Annotated in this window: 21 protein-coding genes; 8 read left to right on the top strand and 13 right to left on the bottom strand. The window is 63.5% G+C overall.

Annotated features, from left to right (window positions below; all coding sequences use genetic code 11):
* Positions 1-57: 57 nt before the first annotated feature.
* Positions 58-1,167 carry a trypsin-like peptidase domain-containing protein gene (locus tag AB0366_RS15320; protein ID WP_366244668.1) on the top strand — a complete coding sequence of 370 codons (1,110 nt, stop codon included), beginning with the start codon at positions 58-60 and terminating at the stop codon, positions 1,165-1,167.
* On the opposite strand, the gene AB0366_RS15315 is transcribed toward AB0366_RS15320, so the two are convergent.
* Positions 1,136-1,477, bottom strand: coding sequence for a VOC family protein (locus tag AB0366_RS15315; protein WP_366244667.1), 342 nt, complete (start codon positions 1,475-1,477; stop codon positions 1,136-1,138). The two genes, AB0366_RS15320 and AB0366_RS15315, sit on opposite strands and share 32 nt — an antisense overlap.
* Before the next feature lie 59 nt (positions 1,478-1,536).
* Here AB0366_RS15315 and AB0366_RS15310 point away from each other — a divergent pair, with 59 nt between their 5' ends.
* From AB0366_RS15310 to AB0366_RS15290, 5 genes are all read left to right on the top strand, one after another.
* Positions 1,537-2,514 (top strand): LLM class F420-dependent oxidoreductase, encoded by a 978-nt coding sequence (locus AB0366_RS15310; RefSeq protein WP_366244665.1) that lies wholly within the window; start codon positions 1,537-1,539, stop codon positions 2,512-2,514.
* Between the two features lie 67 nt (positions 2,515-2,581).
* Entirely contained in the window at positions 2,582-3,190 is a 609-nt protein-coding gene (locus AB0366_RS15305; protein WP_068048507.1) for an AIM24 family protein, read from the top strand.
* Position 3,191: 1 nt separating this feature from the next.
* Complete coding sequence (locus tag AB0366_RS15300) at positions 3,192-3,869, top strand: AIM24 family protein (protein WP_366244664.1); 678 nt, start codon at positions 3,192-3,194, stop codon at positions 3,867-3,869.
* A gap of 13 nt (positions 3,870-3,882) precedes the next feature.
* On the top strand, positions 3,883-4,626 hold the full coding sequence (locus tag AB0366_RS15295) for an AIM24 family protein (protein WP_121871467.1): 744 nt from the start codon (positions 3,883-3,885) through the stop codon (positions 4,624-4,626).
* Between the two features lie 86 nt (positions 4,627-4,712).
* Positions 4,713-5,039, top strand: coding sequence for a hypothetical protein (locus AB0366_RS15290; RefSeq protein WP_094611537.1), 327 nt, complete (start codon positions 4,713-4,715; stop codon positions 5,037-5,039).
* A gap of 27 nt (positions 5,040-5,066) precedes the next feature.
* Here the strand turns inward: AB0366_RS15290 and AB0366_RS15285 are convergent, their stop codons facing one another.
* The 8 genes from AB0366_RS15285 to AB0366_RS15250 all read right to left on the bottom strand — a co-directional run bounded on the left by AB0366_RS15285 (position 5,067) and on the right by AB0366_RS15250 (position 14,850).
* Positions 5,067-5,765 (bottom strand): HAD hydrolase-like protein, encoded by a 699-nt coding sequence (locus AB0366_RS15285; protein ID WP_366244663.1) that lies wholly within the window; start codon positions 5,763-5,765, stop codon positions 5,067-5,069.
* 79 nt (positions 5,766-5,844) lie between these two features.
* Positions 5,845-6,951: an alkene reductase gene (locus tag AB0366_RS15280; protein WP_366244662.1), complete on the bottom strand. Its 1,107-nt coding sequence runs from the start codon at positions 6,949-6,951 to the stop codon at positions 5,845-5,847.
* The gene (locus tag AB0366_RS15275) at positions 6,948-7,910 is read right to left on the bottom strand and encodes a pseudouridine-5'-phosphate glycosidase (protein ID WP_366244661.1); all 963 of its coding nucleotides are present in this window, start codon (positions 7,908-7,910) and stop codon (positions 6,948-6,950) included. The genes AB0366_RS15280 and AB0366_RS15275 overlap by 4 nt, the downstream gene beginning before the upstream one ends.
* Positions 7,907-11,812: an amino acid adenylation domain-containing protein gene (locus tag AB0366_RS15270; protein WP_366244660.1), complete on the bottom strand. Its 3,906-nt coding sequence runs from the start codon at positions 11,810-11,812 to the stop codon at positions 7,907-7,909. Before AB0366_RS15270 ends, AB0366_RS15275 begins: the two co-directional genes overlap by 4 nt.
* Before the next feature lie 57 nt (positions 11,813-11,869).
* Positions 11,870-12,775, bottom strand: coding sequence for an EamA family transporter (locus AB0366_RS15265; RefSeq protein ID WP_128644678.1), 906 nt, complete (start codon positions 12,773-12,775; stop codon positions 11,870-11,872).
* Positions 12,772-13,485, bottom strand: a complete 714-nt coding sequence (upp, locus tag AB0366_RS15260) for a uracil phosphoribosyltransferase (RefSeq protein ID WP_366244659.1) — start codon at positions 13,483-13,485, stop codon at positions 12,772-12,774. Before upp ends, AB0366_RS15265 begins: the two co-directional genes overlap by 4 nt.
* Positions 13,486-13,498: 13 nt before the next feature.
* Complete coding sequence (locus AB0366_RS15255; RefSeq protein ID WP_366244658.1) at positions 13,499-14,173, bottom strand: phosphoribosylanthranilate isomerase; 675 nt, start codon at positions 14,171-14,173, stop codon at positions 13,499-13,501.
* The gene (locus AB0366_RS15250; RefSeq protein WP_121871474.1) at positions 14,170-14,850 is read right to left on the bottom strand and encodes a nitroreductase family protein; all 681 of its coding nucleotides are present in this window, start codon (positions 14,848-14,850) and stop codon (positions 14,170-14,172) included. The genes AB0366_RS15255 and AB0366_RS15250 overlap by 4 nt, the downstream gene beginning before the upstream one ends.
* 126 nt (positions 14,851-14,976) lie before the next feature.
* Between AB0366_RS15250 and AB0366_RS15245 the strand changes: the two genes are divergently transcribed.
* Positions 14,977-15,477 carry a MarR family transcriptional regulator gene (locus AB0366_RS15245; RefSeq protein WP_366244657.1) on the top strand — a complete coding sequence of 167 codons (501 nt, stop codon included), beginning with the start codon at positions 14,977-14,979 and terminating at the stop codon, positions 15,475-15,477.
* 5 nt (positions 15,478-15,482) lie between these two features.
* Here AB0366_RS15245 and AB0366_RS15240 read toward each other — a convergent pair whose 3' ends face one another.
* Both AB0366_RS15240 and AB0366_RS15235 read right to left on the bottom strand, forming a co-directional pair.
* Complete coding sequence (locus AB0366_RS15240; RefSeq protein WP_366244656.1) at positions 15,483-15,980, bottom strand: ATPase; 498 nt, start codon at positions 15,978-15,980, stop codon at positions 15,483-15,485.
* 129 nt (positions 15,981-16,109) lie between these two features.
* Positions 16,110-16,655, bottom strand: coding sequence for a pyridoxamine 5'-phosphate oxidase family protein (locus AB0366_RS15235; RefSeq protein ID WP_366244655.1), 546 nt, complete (start codon positions 16,653-16,655; stop codon positions 16,110-16,112).
* A 111-nt stretch (positions 16,656-16,766) separates the two neighbouring features.
* Here AB0366_RS15235 and AB0366_RS15230 point away from each other — a divergent pair, with 111 nt between their 5' ends.
* On the top strand, positions 16,767-17,231 hold the full coding sequence (locus AB0366_RS15230) for a hypothetical protein (RefSeq protein ID WP_366244654.1): 465 nt from the start codon (positions 16,767-16,769) through the stop codon (positions 17,229-17,231).
* A 12-nt stretch (positions 17,232-17,243) separates the two neighbouring features.
* Here AB0366_RS15230 and AB0366_RS15225 read toward each other — a convergent pair whose 3' ends face one another.
* Together AB0366_RS15225 and AB0366_RS15220 are read right to left on the bottom strand one after the other, a co-directional pair.
* Positions 17,244-18,392 carry a macrolide family glycosyltransferase gene (locus AB0366_RS15225; protein WP_366244652.1) on the bottom strand — a complete coding sequence of 383 codons (1,149 nt, stop codon included), beginning with the start codon at positions 18,390-18,392 and terminating at the stop codon, positions 17,244-17,246.
* Positions 18,393-18,426: 34 nt separating this feature from the next.
* Positions 18,427-18,741, bottom strand: coding sequence for a winged helix-turn-helix domain-containing protein (locus AB0366_RS15220; protein ID WP_121871477.1), 315 nt, complete (start codon positions 18,739-18,741; stop codon positions 18,427-18,429).
* Positions 18,742-18,758: the final 17 nt, after the last annotated feature.

Here is an 18,758-nt window from a genome sequence, read left to right as displayed (position 1 = left end):
CGTGAATTCGTCGGTGTAGCTGGCACCACCATCGCCACCGGACCATAATCGGTTCCTATGCGGTCGGGTGGACGAGCGGTGGTACTGACGCTGGTCGCTGCCGGTGTGTGGCTATTCGCGACGCCGCAACTCGATCCCGGAACCGCAGACTTCGTCGCCACGCCGGCACCCGTCGCACCGGCAGCTCCCGTCGTCGAACCGCCACCGTTGACGCCCGAGGAGCTCGCGGCTCGCGTCGATCCCACCGTCGTCACCCTCTCGGCGTCCGCAGGATTCTCCGGGGTCGCCGGCACCGGCTTCGTCGTCGCCCCCGACGGAATCGTGCTCACCAACTTCCACGTCGTCGAGAACGCCACCGAGATCAGCGCAGTGCACATGGGCAACGGACTGATCTACGACGCCACCGTGTTGGGTTACGACAAGTCCCGTGACGTGGCAGTCGTGCAGTTGATCACCGCGGCCGACCTGCCGGTGGTCGAGCTTGCTCCGGACCCACTTCCCGAGGTGGGTGATGCGGTGACCGCCGTCGGGAATGCCTCGGGTGCAGGGGTATTGGTGCCTGCCCCGGGGGCGGTGACCGCCCTCGATCAGCAGGTGCGTACTCGCAGTTCGGTGGACGGCTCAGGAAATACGTTGGAGCGAATGATTCGCGTCGACGCCGATGTGCGATCGGGGGATTCGGGCGGGCCTCTCTTCGACGCCTGGGGCCGTGTGGTGGGTGTGAACACCGCGGGATTGTCCGACGAGGCGCGCAACGGAACCGAGTTCTCACCCCCACAGGCGCCCGAGGCGTATGCCGTCCCCATCTCAGAGGCGGTCGCGGTGCTCGATCAGGTGGTCGCCGGCCAGTCCGGTGGCACCGTACACGTGGGCCCCACACCGTATTTCGGGGTCTCGGTGCGTGATGTGTCGGTCTTCGAGAACAAGCCTGCGGTCGGGGCGGCCGTCGTGTCGGTGACCTTCGATTCCCCGGCGGAGGTCCTGGGATTGTCGGCGGGGGACGTGATCGTGACGTTCGACGGCAGGGAGATCGAATCCTCATCGGACCTGTCGGAAGCGTTGCTCGGACGTCGCCCTGGTGATTCCGCCGTCGTCGATTGGGTCGATGACACAGGCGTAACCAGCTCCGGCACAGTCACTCTCGCCCCGGGAATGCCGACTGCGTGAAGGTCAGTCCTGCGGAACGACCCTGTATGTCCGGATACTGCTCGAACACAACCCCTTTGGCGATCAAGGAGTCTACTGCGCTCTCGATCTCGGCAACCGGGAAGTTCAGGATGGTGTACTGCGCGGGCACATGTTCCGGACGCGGATAGATCAGCACGATCGCCCCTGTCCCCAGGTGCAGCTCGAGCATGCCCATCTCGTTTTCGGTGACCGTCAGACCGAGTGTCTCGGCGTAGAACGTGCGCGCCGTCTGCAGGTCGTCGACGCCGAATCCTGAGAACGGCTGCCTGGTCAGCTCCAAGATTGTCATCGTCGAATTATCGCGCTCTCGCACGTGCCGCGGGCCGATATCCGAGTAGCGTGGATCTCGTGACTATTCGCCTCGGTTACCAGATGCCCAACTTCAGCTACGACGGTTCAGTCGCGGAACTCTTCCCCCAGGTCATCGCGCAGGCGCGCGAGGCCGAAGCGGCCGGGTTCGACACCGCATTCGTGATGGATCACTTCTACCAACTCCCCGGTATCGGCAAGCCCGACGAGCCGATGCTCGAGGCCTACTCCGCGCTGTCCGCGCTCGCGACGGCCACCGACACCATCCAGCTCTCCGCGCTGGTCACCGGCAACACCTACCGCAATCCGGCGATCCTGGCCAAGACCGTCACCACGTTGGACGTCGTCAGCGGCGGGCGCGCGATCCTCGGTATCGGTGCCGGCTGGTACGAGCTCGAGCACCAGAGCTTCGGGCTCGAGTTCGGCACCTTCACCGACCGTTTCGAGCGACTCGACGAAGCCCTGCAGATCATCGAGCCGATGCTCCGCGGCCAGCGCCCCACGTTCGACGGCCTCTGGTACCAGGTGGACAACGCCATGAACGAGCCGCGCATCCGCGACGATCTGCCGATCATGCTCGGCGGCGGTGGCGAGAAGAAGACGTTCGGCCTTGCCGCTCAGTTCGCCGATCATCTCAACATCATCTGCGACGCAAACGAACTGCCGCGCAAAGTCGCTGCGGTCCAAGCCCGATGCGAGGAGGTCGACCGCGACCCGAAGGATCTGGAAACGAGTTTCCTCGCGTTCGTCATCGTCGACGAGGACGGTGACAAGGCCAAGGAGCTGCAGCGCGAGTTCGTACTCAAGCAGGGCCTCGATCTGACGAACCTGTCGGAGGAGGATGCAGCGAAGGCCACCGATCGGCACTTCTGCGGAACCCCCGACGACGTCGCCGAGCAGGTGCAGAAGCGCGTGCTCGATCAGGGTATCGACGGCATCATCATCAACCTGATCACCAACGGCCACCAGCCGGGAGCCGTCGAACTGGCGGGTAAAGCCCTGAAGCAGCTCGTCTAGATTTTCTCTCCAGCAGTAGCCGCGGGGGCGCGTGCAGTGGCATAGTTCCCCCGTGGCTCAGCTGAGGATGAACGGGCACCGTGTCTTGGTCGCCGACCTGACCGGCGACTCCCTGCGCGCAATGTCGGGCTCGATGGTGGCCTACGAGGGCGATGTCGCCTTCAAGAGCGCCGGCATGGGTGGTGGCGGAGGATTCCGCGCCGCACTCAAACAGAAGGTGACCGGCGAGTCGCTGTCGCTGATGGACGTGTCCGGCAAGGGCACCGTCTACTTCGCCGTCGACGCCCAGGACATCACGCTCGTCGAGGTCCAGGGCGACAACCTCCACGTCGAGTCCTCCCAATTGCTGGCTCTCACAGGGCAATTGAAGACGGATATCAAATTCTCCGGCTTGCGCGGCGCAAGTTCGGGCCAGGGACTGTTCACCACCGTCGTCAGCGGATCCGGCACCGTGGCATTGCTGTCCAAGGGTGGGCCGATCATCGCCCTCGCCGTCGATCCGCAGTACCCACTGGTCGTCGATCCCGACGCCTTCGTCGCCCATCGCGGCCAGCTGAATCAGAGCTTCGTCACCGACGTCACGTGGCGTTCTGCCATCGGCGGTGGCAGCGGCGAGGCCTTCTCTCTCCGCTTCGACGGCCAGGGCGTCGTCTACATCCAACCCGAGGAGCGCTGACGTGCCGCTCGAACCGGTCAACAGCAAAGTCGTGAAATCCGTTCTGGCACCGAATCAGAACGTGCTCGCGCGTCGTGGATCGATGCTCTACTACACCGGCGACGTCCGGTTCGTTCCGCATTCGATGGGCGGCTCGGCCGGTGCCATGCCGGGTATGGGCGGCGTGGCCGGAATGGCAGGCCGAATGATGGCAGGCGAGCACACGGCGATGATGGCCGCCGAGGGGCAGGGCGAGGTCTTCTACGGTCACGCCGGGCTGTACATCGAGGTGATCCACCTCGACGGTTCGTCGATGCTCACCGTCGAAGCCGATCGACTCCTGGTGCACGACGGCTACCTCCAGAGCTCCATCGTGGCCCTGACCTCGCAGGGCGGCGTCCGCGGAGCGGTGCGCGGTGCGATGACCGGGCAGGGTCTGTTCACGACACAACTGACCGGCCAGGGCAGCGTCGCGGTTCTCTCACACGGCGGGGCGATTCCGCTGCAGGTCGGGCCCGATCACCCCCAGGTCGTGGTGGATCCGCAGGCGTACGTCTGCCACATCGGCAACATCAACGTCGACATCTCCGCGAACGTCGGGTGGCGCGACGCCGTCGGCAAGGGCAGCGGCGAGGCGATCCAGTTAAAGATGACCGGCATGGGCACCGTATGGGTGCAGGCGTCCGAGCAGAAGTTCTAGGGAGCGACACACTATGGGTCTGGACATTCACACCCCCTACACCCTGCCGGTCAACGACAACGTCCCCGGCAACGACTACGCGTTCTGCGTCGAACTCGCAGGCCAGCCGTGGTTCACGTCCAAGGGCGCGATGATCGCGTACTACGGCAATGTTCGCTTCGAACCGCTCGGGCAGACGTCCATGCCCGCCATCGTCGCCGCGCGGTTCTCCTCTCCGCTGTACTCGAACGACTGGGTCCTCGCGCAGGGCCAGGGCAAGCTGATCCTCGGCGATCGCGGGTTCAACATCAACAGCTACGACCTCGACGACGGCAACCTCACCATCCGGGCCGCGAATCTCCTTGCGTTCGAGCCGACTCTGGATCTCAAGCAGTCCATCGTCCCGGGATTCCTGACTCTGCTCGGCACCGGCAAGTTCCTGGCGTCGTCCAACGGCCCCGTCATGTTCGCCGAGCCGCCGCTGCGCATCGACCCGGAAGCCCTTGTCGGATGGGCAGATTGCCCGTCGCCCTCGCATCACTTCGACGCCGACTGGATGCAGAACTTCCTCGGTGCAGCCCGCGGATTCCTCGGTGCCAACAGCGGCGAGGAGCGTCAGTTCGACTTCACCGGTACAGGCACAGTGTTGATCCAGTCCAGCGAGAAGGTTCTCGACGACACGCATCTGTTGCGCTACGTCGAATCGCAGACGGTCTCGCTGGGCCAGAACTCGTTGCGAGCGCTGCACAACACCATCGGTGCACGACTACAGCAGTAGCCCGGCTCGCAGCACCTCGACGGTATCCACGGCGCACGTTCGGAGAAAACGCGCATACTGGAGTATCACCTTCAGGAGGTACCGCCATGGCCAACCAAGGACCCTTCGGATTCGGATCCGACGACTTCGACAAGTTCGCGCGTGAGGCGACCGAGGGACTGCGTGAGGTGGTCGGCTCACTGTTCGCCTCGGGCTCCGGGGCACCCAAAGCTCCGCCGGAGCCTGAAACCACAGGTCAGAAGGGCGACGGAGTTTGGGCGATCTACAGCGTCGACGACGCCGGATCACCCCAGATCGATCAGCTCTACGCCACCGAACTCGATGCCCTTCGTGCACACAAGGACAACACCGACCCCCGTCGACGCGTCCGATTCCTGCCCTACGGCGTGAGCGTCAGCGTCCTCGAAGACTGAATCGGGTGCACGCCGCACCGATCGGCACTATGTGCCGTCGGTGAGAGTGGTCAGTAGCGCGCCGAGCTCCGGTACCGATGACGCGGTCCAGCGCGCACCGAGCTTCTCTGCCGGAAGCCCGTATCCCCATTCGACGAACACTGTGGGGATCCCCCACTGGGCTGCCCCCTCGACATCGTGAATCCGGTCCCCGACCATCGCCACGCCGGGTGTGCCGCCGGCGGCCTGCGCGATCGGCGTAGTCGAAGTCTCGGTGAGTGCGCGGGCGATGACGTCAGACTTCGACTGGCGCGAAACGTCGGATCCGGCAATGAAATCGAAGTATTTCGACAGACCGAAATGCTCGAGTATGCGGTGCGCAGTCAGCTCGGTCTTCGATGTCGCTACGGCCATGATCACGCCGGCGTCCTTCAGACAGGACAAGACTGCGTCCATTCCATCGAAGACCGAATTCTCGGCCCAGCCGCGTTCGCCGTACCTCTGCCGGTAGGAATCGACGGCTCGCGCAGCACGAGTCTCGTTCAGGCCGAGAGATAGGAACGACTCCAGCAGTGGGGGTCCAATGACTGTGCTCAGCATGTCGGCGGTCGGTTCAGGCTCTCCGATATGCGCCAATGCGTGCCGAAAGCCTGCCCGGATCCCCGGTGCCGAGTCGGTAAGAGTCCCATCGAGGTCGAACAGGACGGTCTCGGCTCGGAACGAATCAGGTGGGTCAACAGGTGTCACGGCGACATCGAATTTCTGATGACTGCAGAGACTGCGGGGTATCGAGTTCTGCTGCGTGGTCGGGTACATCCATCGCTCCCTAGGTGGACGTTGCGAATGCTGGTTCTTCCCGCGTGGGCGACTTCATCGTCGGGTAGTCGGTGTAGCCTTCGTCGCCGCCGCCGTACAACGTGGCTTCATCGAGCTCGTTGTACGGCCCGCCCGCCCGGATACGATCGACCAGATCGGGGTTGGCCAGGAACAGCGCACCCAAGCACACCGCGTCTGCTGCCTGTTCGTCGAGCACGGTGCCTGCGATCTCGGGCGTCACGGGACCCGAGTCGGCGTGTTCGTGGGGATTCAGCACGAGCGCGCCCGTCCATTGCTCCCGGACGGCAGCGGTGATGGATCGGTTGCCGGATTCCATGACGTGCAGGTACGCCAGGGCTGGTAACCGATCGACGAAGTGGCGGTAGAGCGCGGCAGTATCGGACTCGGTGATGTCGTTGTACGGGTTGGCCGGCGAAATGCGGACACCGACGCGGTCGGCACCGAGTGCGCGAGCCACGGCGGTGATCACCACTGCCGGGAATCGCACCCGACCCTCGATCGATCCACCGTACGAGTCGTCACGGACATTGGTGTTGTCCGAAAGGAACTGATGGAGAAGGAATCCGTTGCCCGCATGGATCTCGACACCGTCGAACCCTGCGTCGATCGCACCCGTCGAGGCCGTGACGAAGTCGGCGACGGTCTCCGCGATGTCGTCCTCGGACAACGCGGTTGGGGTGAGGTAATCCACCGGACCGGTGGGTGAGAAGCACGTGCCTGCAGCGGCGATCGCCGATGGGGCGACCGACGTGTGCGCGGACGGGTACAAGCTCGGATGTCCGATACGACCGGAGTGCATCAATTGGGCGACGATTCGCCCACCGGCGGCATGGACGGCGTCGGTGACCTGTCGCCAGGATCGAACCTGCTCCGCCGAATGCAGACCTGGGGTCGAGGCGAATCCCTGACCGATCACGCTCGGCTGGATCCCTTCGGAGACGATCAGTCCCGCACTCGCCCGCTGCGCGTAATACGTTGCCATGGAGGGGGTTGCACAGCCGTCGACGGTTGCTCGGTTCCGTGTCATCGGGGCCATGACGAGTCGGTTGCTCAGCGTCAGGGAACCGAGTTCTGTCGGATCGAAGATGGTGGTCATGCTGCTCCAGTCTCTCGCGTCGGGTGTGTCGTCTGTGCTGTGGTGCGTGCGTGGGCGGCGGCGAGTATGCCGCCGACTTCGGCGGTGCTGATCAGAACCGCTTTGTTTGCTTCGGAGGTTCTGCCGCCGGTCATCTCGTCGACGGCTCGCATCAGATATTTGGTGATCGCGTTTCCGCGGATGCCGTCCCGCTCGGCGGATCGCAGCGCCGTACCGATCGCGGCTTCCGCGAGTTCACGGTCCACCGCGTCCTCGGCGCGGGGCGGTGTGGTGATCAGGACTCCCCCTGATCCTCCTGCATCCCAGTGGTTTTCGATGATCCGAGCAATCATGTCCTCGTCGTCCACACGGTGTGGACTGCGGATGCCGCTCGATTCGCAGTAGAAGGCAGGAAAGTCGTCCGACCGGTACGACACGATCGGCACACAGTGCGTCTCGAGGAACTCCATCGTCAGCGGCAGATCGAGTATCGCTTTCGCTCCGGCGCACACCACCGCGACCTTGGACCTGGTGAACTGGATAAGGTCCGACGAGACGTCCATCGACTTCTCCGCACCTCGGTGCACACCGCCGATCCCCGCCGACGTGAAGAAGCGGATGCCCGCTAGTTCTGCAGCGACCAAGGACGATGCGACCGTCGTTGCACCGGTGATGCCTCGTGCTAGTGCGACCGGTAGATCACGGCTGCTCACCTTGGGGATGCCCGGCGTGGACGCGTACCGCTCGATGTCGGATTCGGTCATTCCGATCGAGAGTCGGCCTTCGTCGATTCCGATGGTCGCCGGGATCGCACCGCCTGTGCGCACCGCGTTCTCGACCTCGTACGCGGTCTGTGCATTGTCCGGGTACGGCAATCCATGGGTGATGACGTTGGACTCGAGTGCGACGACGGGTAAGCCGCTGTGCAAAGCCTCTGCGACCTCCTCGGTCATCCGCAAGGGAGTTTTCGACGTTCTCATGCGTGCTCCTGCGATGTCTCGAGTCGAGAACGAACTTCCGGCTCGGGTACCTCGTCGAGCGCACGATCGGACGGACCGGCGATGCCTCTGATCGCAGCTGCGAGTTCTCCGACGCCAGCCGACCGCAGCACCGAGTAATGGTCGCCCTTCAGCTCGACGATCCGGGGTGTCGACGTGGAGTATCCCGATTGATTTTCGACGAAGGAATAGTCGTCACCGTTTGCTTTGAAGATCGTCACCGGCGCGGTGAGTGTCCGACCGGCCATCTCCCGAAACGTGTACTCGAACTCGTACGTCTGTTCCACGACGCGCACGATGTTGGTGATCAGCACCTCCCCGAGCGCCGGAAGCAGACCGTGTACGTAGCTGACGAAGCTGCTCTCGTCGGCGACTCCGGCGGCCAGACACCCGTCCAGTTCCGGACCGGCGATCTTCCCGGTGAAGACCGACAGCAGGATGGTCAGATATCCGTGATCGTCGTAGCTCGCGCTCCGAGTGGTTCCTGCGCCCTCCACCACCGGGTTGCCCGGGCAGATCAGAAACAGCTCTTCGACGTCGTGGCCCGCCTGCTCGAGCTGCCAGGCGGTCTCGAAGGCGACCCGCGCTCCGAACGAGTATCCCCACAACCGATACGGTCCGTGGGGTTGGACTCGGACGATCTCGGCGACGTCGGCCGCGGCCATCTCGCCGATCGTGCGGTAGGCCGTCTCGCCCGGGTTGATGCCGTGAGCTGCGATCCCGTAGAACGGACGCGTCGGGCTCGCCTCGGCCCCGAGCAGTCGAAGATTCATCGGGTAGCCGCCGAGGCCGGGCCAGCAGAAGACCGGCGCGGACGTTCCCACGTTGTGCAGCAACGACAATCGCGATTCGGGACCGCCAGCGTCACCCTGGATTCTCGCGGCCAGGTCCCTCAACTTCGGACGCTCCAGAATCACCTGAATCGGAAGCTTCACCCCGTATTCCGCATTGATTCTGTTGACGAGCGCGACGGCAATGAGGGAATTGCCGCCGGCAGTGAAGAACTCGTCCTCGACGGACACCGAGTCGTAGTGCAGGGCCGCGCCCCACACCTCGGCCAACCAACGCTCGGTGTCTGTCGCCGGTGCGACGTACGGCGCGGACGAATCGGCAGCGAGCACCTCCTCGGATCGGCTCAGCACTGTGCAATCGACCTTTCCGTTTGCGGTCAACGGCAGCGCGTCCATGACGAGAATGCGATTCGGGATCATGTAGTCGGGAAGGAAGTTCGCGAGCTCGTCCTTGATGATCTCGGCGGGGCCCCGCATGTGCACGGCATCCTCGTTCATTCCCTCGCTCGCCAGCTGTTCGGCACCGATCGGTCCGCCGACGCAGTAATACGAAGCTCCCGTCGGAAGCCCACACGAGGTGAGGATGTCGTCGATGCGCCTGGCGGCAGGTAGCGGATTCCCTGTCTTGGAGCTGTAGCCGGAGGACATCAAACCGATCCCGACGTCGATTCCTCGACGCTGAAGACGGTGAAGAGCCAGACCGAGTTCGATGTAGTCCATCCAGGATTCGTCGACACGAGAGACCAGCGCGATCGAGAAGCTCGCACGGTCGTAGACCTGCTGATTGATCGCGATCACGTGCCGGGATTGCACCACCGAATCCGAGACGATCTCGAAGTCTGCGACTCCGTCGAATCGATAGAAGCACGATGCCATCCCGACGACATCTCCGTGTGCCTGGACGTATACGTCGACATCCAGGGTCCGCGGCACATCCTGTGCGGCAACGATGTCGAAGCTGCCCAGGTACTCGTCGCCGACGGGCAGTTCGAGTCGCTGCGACACCGTCGGATCCCACGACCCCGGTTCGACCGTCGAGCCGTAGCGAGCCAGCGCCGTCTCGAACACACCGATCAGATGTCCGGCCTCGAACTCGAGTACCTCGAGTACGTTGTTGCGGTATACCGGTTCGATGGCGCTTCGGCGCCCGACGATGTGAATGCGGCTGGAGCCTACGGTCGTGTTCGAGTGCATCGACACGAAGGCGTGATCGACCGGGTGGTAGTAGTACACACCAGGTTCGAGGGTGTCGTTGCCCGGCGTCTCGAGATAGATCTGATCGGCGTACAGGGCTCCAGGGGATGCATACGCGTACTTGGGAAGCAGGCGCTCGTCGCTACGGAACTGCCCGAACCACCGCATGATCTCTCCGAGTTCGTCCCCGGTGAGATCGTCGAACGGACGCGGCGTCGCCGAGGACCGGTGCGTCCGCGGCGTCGCCAGCAAGTCGAACAATCGGTCGCGCGACATCCGCCCATCACCGTCGAAGAAGCGATAGGTTTTGCGCGCGAACACCTCCGATCGCTGCAGCGCCGTCTCTGCTCGGCCGGGCAGTTCGATCACGGCCCGGTCTGCAAGCTCCTCGGGCCGCCGAACTCCCGGATCGGCGAGCTGCGCCTTGAGCTGCACCTTGCTCGACTTCGACTGATGATGGCTGCCATGGTTGCCCTGGTCCATCAGGGCGGCTTCCTTCGGATTGAGTTCGACGCACGCGACGAGTGTGCGGCTCCCGGTTCGGCTGTCGTCGGTCACGATCGCCGCAGCCCGACGCACCCAGGTGTGTTCCTCGATCGACAGAGCGATCTCCTCGAGCTCCACCCGGTAGCCTCTGAGCTTGATCTGATTGTCGACCCGCCCCGAGAACTGAATCGAACCGTCGGGGTTCCAGTATGCGAGATCACCTGTCCTGTAGAGCTTTTCCGTGGGAACGAACGGCGACACGATGAACCGGTCACGCGTCTGGTCCTGGCGTCCGAGGTACCCCCTGGCGAGCTGCACTCCCCCGATATAGAGCTCACCGACCTCACCGATGTCGGCCGGAGCCAGGTTCTCGTCGAGAATGAAGCACTGCGTGTTGTCGACGGGCACCCCGATGGGAACCGATCCTGCTCCGTCGCGGATCGTGTCCGGGTCTACCAGGAACGCAGTGGCGTTGATGGTGCACTCCGTCGGTCCGTACAGGTTGACGAGCGACGACCACGGCAGCTCGTCGGAGAACGCTCTGGCGAGCGACAGCGACAGCGCCTCGCCCCCGGAGAACACCCGCGACAGGCTGACGCAGCTTCGGAAACGGTCCGAATCGAGCAGCGCAAGCAGGAGCGTCGGCACACACTGGAACGTCGTCACGCCGTGCGCGTTGATGGCATCGACGAGAGCCTCTGTGTCGCGGTAGATACCCGGCGACCCCATCACCACTCGACTGCCTACGGCCGGTGCCAGGATCTCCCACTGGGCGGCATCGAAACTCATCGGCGTCTTCTGCAGTACGACTGCACCGTCGCCGAGGTGGCCGCACGATGCCATCCAGTTGATCTGAGACACGATGCTGCGGTGCTCGATCATCACTCCCTTCGGCCTACCGGTGCTACCCGAGGTGTAGATGACGTAGGCCAGATCGCCCGGGTTCGGACGAGCCGACGGTGCAGACGGTGTTCGCGGCGTGATGGTTTCCAGCGATACGACGCGTGTGCCCGCGGGAACCATGTCGGTGAGGTGCACCACGAGGTGCTCCTGAGTGACGATGACCGTGGTGGCACTGTCCTCGATCATGTATCGCAGTCGATCGTCCGGGTACTCCGGCGACAACGGTAGGTATGCGGCGCCGGCGAACAGAATGCCCCAGGCACCGACCATCGTCTGTGCGGACGGTTCGACGTAGAGGCCAACGCAGTCGTCTGCGCCGACGCTCATGTCACGCAGGTGCGCTGCGACTTGTTCGGCGCGCTCGTGCAGGGCGGAGAAGGTCAGGTCGCCGTCGGAAGCGACGACGGCGACCTGATCCGGCCGGCTCTCGGATTGGCGTCGCAGCAGGTCCGGCAGGCTGGCGACGAGATGGGCGGCTTGAATGCGTGCATCGAACTGTCTTGTATCCAACGGGATTCCCCTGTGAGTCGGAACGGCAGTAGGTGTCGAACGCAGAGCTGACGAGAATCAAACGGGTTGAGTCGGTTTCACGGTGGAACGGGCCGCGGCGCGGCGAGTTCGGATCGGTTGCGCGATGATCACTGCTGCAACGACGGTCGCAGCACCGACCAATTGCAGTGGTGAGAGTGACTGGCCCAGAACGAGATACCCCAGCACAGTCGCGGCGAGTGGGCTGGCGAACGACAGGAACGACACCGCAAGCGCGGGAAGTTTGCCGATACCGCGGAACCACACCGCGTAGGCGAGAAGCGCACCGATCACACTGAGGTAGAGGAACCCGGATACGTTCTCTGTCGTTATGGAGTCAGGAAGACCTTCTCCGAACAACATGAACGGCAACAGAACTGAGCCTCCCACCGTCAGCTGCCACCCGGTGAACGTCAGCACCCCGACGCCCTCGGGTCTGCCCCATCTCTTGGTCAGCACCAGACCGGAGGCCATGCTGGCGGCACCCGCGAGTCCTGCGAGTACTCCGATCAGATCCAGGCCGGCGTTCGGCTGGAGGACCAGAAGTCCTACGCCCACCGCACCCATGACACAGGCAACGATGTGAATACTCTTGATCCTCGCCCCCAGCAGTCCCACACCGAGAACGAGCACGATCATCGGCTGAACACTCATGACGAGTGCCGCGACACCGCCGGGCAGGTGATACGCCGCAACGAACAGGAAGTAGAAGAACGCGCCGATATTGAGCACACCGAGCACGATCGCGCGCCACCACCAGATACCCTGCGGTAGAGCACGTCCCAATGCAACAAGGATCAGACCGGCGGGGAGTGCACGCACGACCGATGCAAGAAGAGGACGGTCGGGCGGAAGGAGTTCGGTCGTCACGAGGTACGTGCTTCCCCAGACCGCGGGCGCAAGCACGGTCAGCAACGAATCGCGCACCGTGCTTCCGGATTTCATCGCACCGGTCCGGCGTGCACGGTTCCGAAGAACCTGTCCCCGAAATCCCCGATGCCGGGGATCATGAACGCCTCGTCGTTGAGGCGCTCCTCGATCGACGACGTGACGATCTGCACCTGCGGCCTCGCACGGCAGACTGCCTCCAGCCCCTGGGGTGATGCGAGGAAGTTGACGAAGACGATTCTGTCCTCGCGCACGCCCGCCTCGACGAGAACGTCGATCGCGGCGAGTGCAGACCCGCCGGTCGCCAACATCGGCTCCAGCAGAAGAACGTGGCGGGACGCGATGTCATCGGGGAGATGCGAGTAATAAAGTCGTGGCAGCTTCGTGTTCTTGTCCCGCTGCACGAGAATCTTTCCGATACTCACTCCTGGATACAGCTCCCGAAACGCCGATTCCATGCTCTCACCCGCCCGGATCACCGGGACCGCACAGACCCTCGACGCGAACCGAAGACCACGGTAGGTTTCACCGACGGGAGTGGTCACCTCGTGATAATCGAACGGCAGAAGATCGACAGCCGCCTCGAGCAGAAGCCGGTTGATTCTGCCCGCGTAGTTCACGAAGGCTTCCTGCGTTGCGTGCCGATCTCGGATGATCGTATGCATAGCGCGCAACTGCTTGGTCTGGACGAGAAGGTGGACGCCTGGACGATCACGGGTGGTTGTCGTCAACGCGGTCGAGTTCTCGCGCAGTTCTGTCGAAGTCATGGCCCGTTGTCCCTCAGTTGATTTTGGCGAACGCATCACGAGCACGCGTCACGAAGTCACGAACCTTGACGGCATCCTTGCGTCCGTCGGCACCTTCGAGCAGAGAGTGAGCGTCGACTGCCGCCGGGCGCACCTGCCTGATCGCGTCGGCAACGTTGTCCGGGCTCAGGCCGCCGGCCATCATGAGGGGCTTGGGCGAGCGCGCGACGAGTTCGGCGCTCACCGACCAGTCGTGCAGCAGACCGGTCGCACCCTTGGCTCCCGTGCGCGGATCGAAGGTGTCCGTGATGAACATGTCGACGACATCGGCGGTTCGATCCACCTGCGCAAGTAGTTCTTTCGCATTATCGGTCCGCACGACGAGGCTCTTGAGAACATAGAGTTCGGGCGCGATGTCCTTCAGGATTCGCAACTGCTCGTCCTCGACGTCACCGTGCAATTGCACCGCGCGAACCCCGAGTTCGCGACAGAATCCGGCAACCTCGGCGGCGTCCGTCAGATAGGAGATCAGCACACCCTGGTGAGGTGCCGGCAGCCCCGCGATCGCTTTCGCGGCGTCGGACTCGGTGATGTCGTCCTTGCCCGACGGGAGTCGAAGCGGGAACCCGAGCCAATCGACACCGGCTTCGCACAGCATCTGTGCCTCTGCCTCGTCGATGATGCCTGCGACCTGTACGAGTGCGCTCATGAAATTCTCCCAGAAGTGTCGGTGAGTGTCGTTCGGTAGTGCTGGTAGTGCACCGAGGACGAGACCGGCCGTCGGCCGGGGTGGCGTCGTTCCTCGGCTGCGAACCCGAGCGGAAGTAGCAGCGCGACTGCGATATCGGTGCGATCGTCGACGCCGACCACTTTCTTGACTTGCGCTTCGTCCCAGCCGTTCATGGGCGAGCATGCGAGGCCCTGCTCGGTGGCAGCGAGCATCGCGAAGCTGGCCGCGATCACGGCGTCCTTGACTGCGTACTCTCGCTCGAGGCCGCGTTCGAGAAGGTCCTGCTGAAATGTCCGGCTGGATTCAGCCGACCCCGCGATGAACTGCTCCGACCACGCACCCGATCGGCGCGCAGAGTGGAACACGTCGTGGTTGTCCCGTCGCCATGCGTCCATCTCGGCGAGAAAGACCAACACGACCGGGGCTTCCCTGGGGTGTGGTTGACCACCGGTTGCGGCCTCGAGTCCGGCGCGGACATCGGGGTCGCTCACCACGACGATGGATCGACCCTGGTAGTTCCATGCGGACGGCGCTTCGAGCGTGAGTTCGAGCACCCGGTCGAGCGTGTGTGTCGGTATCGGATCGGGCAGATAGTGCCGATGACTTCGACGTGACCTGATCGCGTCCGATACGGAAATTCCTTCTGAAGGCCTCATGTCTCGTTCCCGAATATTTCGATGTCGAATCATTTGACAACGAAAAGCTACTTCAAGTGCTACCGTCTGTCAAACAGTTCGATGTCGAAATATTGAATTGCACCCGCAGTGCACAAGGAGAGTTCGTTGACCGACGCAGTGGATTCGTTTCTGGAGCAATGGAAACGAGAGCGGCCCGAGATGGAGGCATCACCCATGGGCATAGTCGGACGACTGTCGCGGACCTCGCGATTGGTCGAGCACGAGATCCGCGGCTACTTCGCCGAGGAGAACATGGAGCCCTGGGAGTTCGACGTGTTGGCGACTCTGCGCAGGTCGGGGCCGCCCTACACTTTGACGCCGAAAGACCTGGTTGCGCGGACGATGGTCGGCTCGGCCGCGATGACCAACCGGGTCGACCGACTCGTGAACAAATCCCTCGTGACTCGCGAAACCGACCCCGCGAACCGACGCAGCATCCTGATCACGCTGACCCCCGAGGGACACGACGTGGTCGAACGCGTCGTGGACGGCCATGTGGCGAATGCAGCCCGCCTGGTGTCGGACCTCGAACCGAGCGAACGACGCGAGCTGGAGCGGCTTCTACGAAAGTTGTTGATCTCCCTCGGCGACACCGGCGCTGCCTGACCGCGCTAGGCGCGGCTGGCTGCACCCGATTCACGCAGGCTCGACTCCAGCGAAGCCAACGACTCTGCGAGGAAGGACTCGGGGACCGACGGCAGTCCACCGATTTCTGCCCGAGTGGCTTCCGGGGTATCCGTCCAGTCGTAGGTGAGGGTCACTGTCGTGCCTTCGTCCGCCGTCGCCAGGTCGTAGCGCCACCACCAGCCGCCGTAGCCGATGGGGCCATCGTCCGTCCGTGCTCCCGGCAGCCACGCGATCGTTCGATCCTGCACGTAGGCGATCACCAGATTGTGCATCACGTAGTGCCCACCCGCGGCGTCGAGGAACATGTCGACCGCGAACACCTGCCCCATCGCGGTAATGGGATTCGCATCGACCGCCGCGCGTACCCAATTGCCCGGTTCGGTGTCCTGATGCCGGTTGGGGTCGGTCAGAACAGCGAAGATCTCGGCCGGGCTCGCGGCCATCGTTCGGCTCACGACAAGGCACTCTCGGACGGCGTTCATGCGCCGCGGACAGCGTAGGCAATGGTTGCACCGGCAGAAGTCATGATGATTGTGCTCATGCAGGGACAGACTCCTCCGGACACCGAATCTCACCGGCACCGAGTTCCCGGGTCGGTTTCGAGGGTCCGCTCAGCCAGGAAACCCCGGCAGACCATCGATACTGGCGGCATTTCGTTCGGCGCGGTACTTCACCATGCCGTCGACGCCCTTCTTTTCGGCGTGCCGTTGGATCAAGTCGCGTTCGCCGGCCAGATCCATGATCGGTACACCCCAGCCGCAGGAATCGCTGATTCGCGTCACATCGACCGAAATCACTGCGCGAGTGCTCGGATTCGATGGGTGGCGGGCAACCACGTCGTCGAACATAGAGTCCCCCGGCAGCCAGACCGATCCCGTTCCGTGCAGACGGACTATTCGCGGTCGAGTGTCGAACGCGGCGAACATCAAACACACTCGACCGTTCTCTCGAATGTGCGCGATTGTCTCCACTCCGCTGCCCGTGTAGTCGACCCACGCGACGTCACGATCCCCCAGCACGGAGAGCGAATCATGCCCTCTCGGTGAGACATTGACGTGCCCGTCACCCTGCAGTGGCGCGGTCCCGACGAACCACATCGGCTGCGCCAGGATCCATGCCTTCAGCGAGTCGTCGATGCGCTCGAATATTTTCCCCACATTCGGACCTTAGCGTTGCCGACGCCCATTGTCGTTCGGCGAATCGATGTCGCTTCGTCTCGCGTCGGTATCGTGGTCCCGTCACCCGAGAACGCAAGGATGCGACACCGAATGCCCTCGATACCAGAGTCCATCTCGATCCCCCTGGGACAGCCCGTGTTCGTGCAGGCACTTCGCTACACGGCGTTGTTCGATCAGAAGCCGTTTGCCGAGGCCCTTCTGATCTACACCGACAACGGCGCGTACAAGATCATGTCGCCGGGCGAGGATCATTACGGCAGCTACGTCTCGTACACCGACGTCGCGGCAAACCCGCAGCACGTGATCTTTTTGTCGTGGCCGTCGGAGGATTGGGACCGCAACGTCGCCTCCCACACTCTGACGTTCAATCCCGATTCCGCGGCGTTCACTCAGGTACTGGTCCTGCCCGGCAATCCTGTGCCTCGCTCGCAGTACGGTTACGCGCTGCCGACTCCCGATCCGCAGAGCGTCGACATGGCGGCATCCTGGGGCCAGGTCCGCGACACCTACGCCGATATCTTCGGGCAGCTGGAGATCCTGACCACAGCTCGATAGCCGTGACGTCGGTCAGCGCCGGAATGCTTCCACCGCGTCCGCCGCCTGTTCGACGCCTCCGTGTGCCCGCACCTCGGCACTCATCGCCGCTGCACGCGATGCCAATCGGCGAGCCTGGGCAACAGCGTCGGCCAGGCTCGCAGCCGTCACCTGCTCGAATTCGAGGTGCACGCCGACCCCGAGTTCGGCGAGCATCGCCGCGTTGCCGAATTGATCGACCGCCTGGGGAATGGCCACGGTCGGGACGCCGAACCACAGCGCCTCGGTGCAGCCACCCATCCCGGCGTGGGTGATGAACACCGAGGCCGCATCGAGCACCGCGAGCTGCGGAACATGTTCGTGTACTTCGATATTCGCAGGTAGTGGACCGAGAACGGCCGGATCGACGCGTCGGCCGATCGAGATCACCACGTGCCAGTCGGTGTTCGCGAAAGTCTCGATACACAGTCGGTAGAACTCGGGTCGCTCGTTGTAGCCGGTGCCGAAGGAGATGTACAGGATCGGCCCATCGGGTGCGGTCCAACTGCGGTCGCTGCGGCGTACCGGGTCGAGGCACGGTCCGACGAAGCGAACGTTGTCGGCCACCCGATCCGCGTTGGGTTGCATCACCCGCGGAATCAGCGACAGGCAGTGCGCCGGATACGTGATCCACTCCCAGGGATCGGCGTCGATGTCGTTGTCTCGCAACCAAGCCCTGTACGAAGCGTGGTACTTCAGGCCACCGGAAGACTCACGCATCGGCGTCAGTACATCGGAAAGATCCTCGGCATATCCGTCCCACGCCACGTACGTCGGCGAGAGTTGCACGGCCGTCACCCCGTATCGCACACCGAGGACGGGTGCTGTCATTCCGCCGATGTCGTACAGGAACAGATCCGGCTGATCGTCGTCGTAGAACGCGGTGAGCACGGGATACGACGCGATTGCCTCGTCGAGGAAGACCTGCATCGCCGCTGCCGGATCGTCCGGCCACGACGCCTCTCCGTCGGGAAGTATCGAGGAAAACGGCACCACCTCGACGCCCGCGGGCTCGACAACGTGTCGCAGAGAATCACCGACGGCATAGGTGACGCGGTGCCCTCGCCGGACCAGCTCGGCAATCACTGCCAGCGATGGATAGATATGGCTGGGGGCCGTCGTGCCGATCATGGCGATGTGCATGGTGCCCACCGTAGGGCGCATCGCACACGGAGAGCTAGTGGATTTCGTTGGCGATCAGATCCAGCAAGCCGGGAAATCGATCGTTCAGCTCCACTCGACGCAGCGTCACTTTACGACTGTTTCCGCGATCGACCTGGAACACCAGTCCTGCTTCCCTCAGCACTCGAAAGTGATGCGTCAGAGTCGATTTGGTGACACCCAGATCGAAGGACATACAGGTTCGCTCGGCTCCGTCCTCGTCGCCGACGAGTTCGGTGACCACCTTGCGGCGCAGTGGATCCGCCAGTGCCGACATCACTGCACCGAGTTGCATTTCCTCGGGCTCCGGATGCCCGTTCTCGTCCGCCATCGGCTCCTCCTGACAAT

The organism is Rhodococcus sp. NPDC076796, assembly GCF_040702765.1.
Lineage (GTDB): Bacteria > Actinomycetota > Actinomycetes > Mycobacteriales > Mycobacteriaceae > Rhodococcoides.
This window is presented reverse-complemented; position numbering and strand designations above follow the sequence as displayed.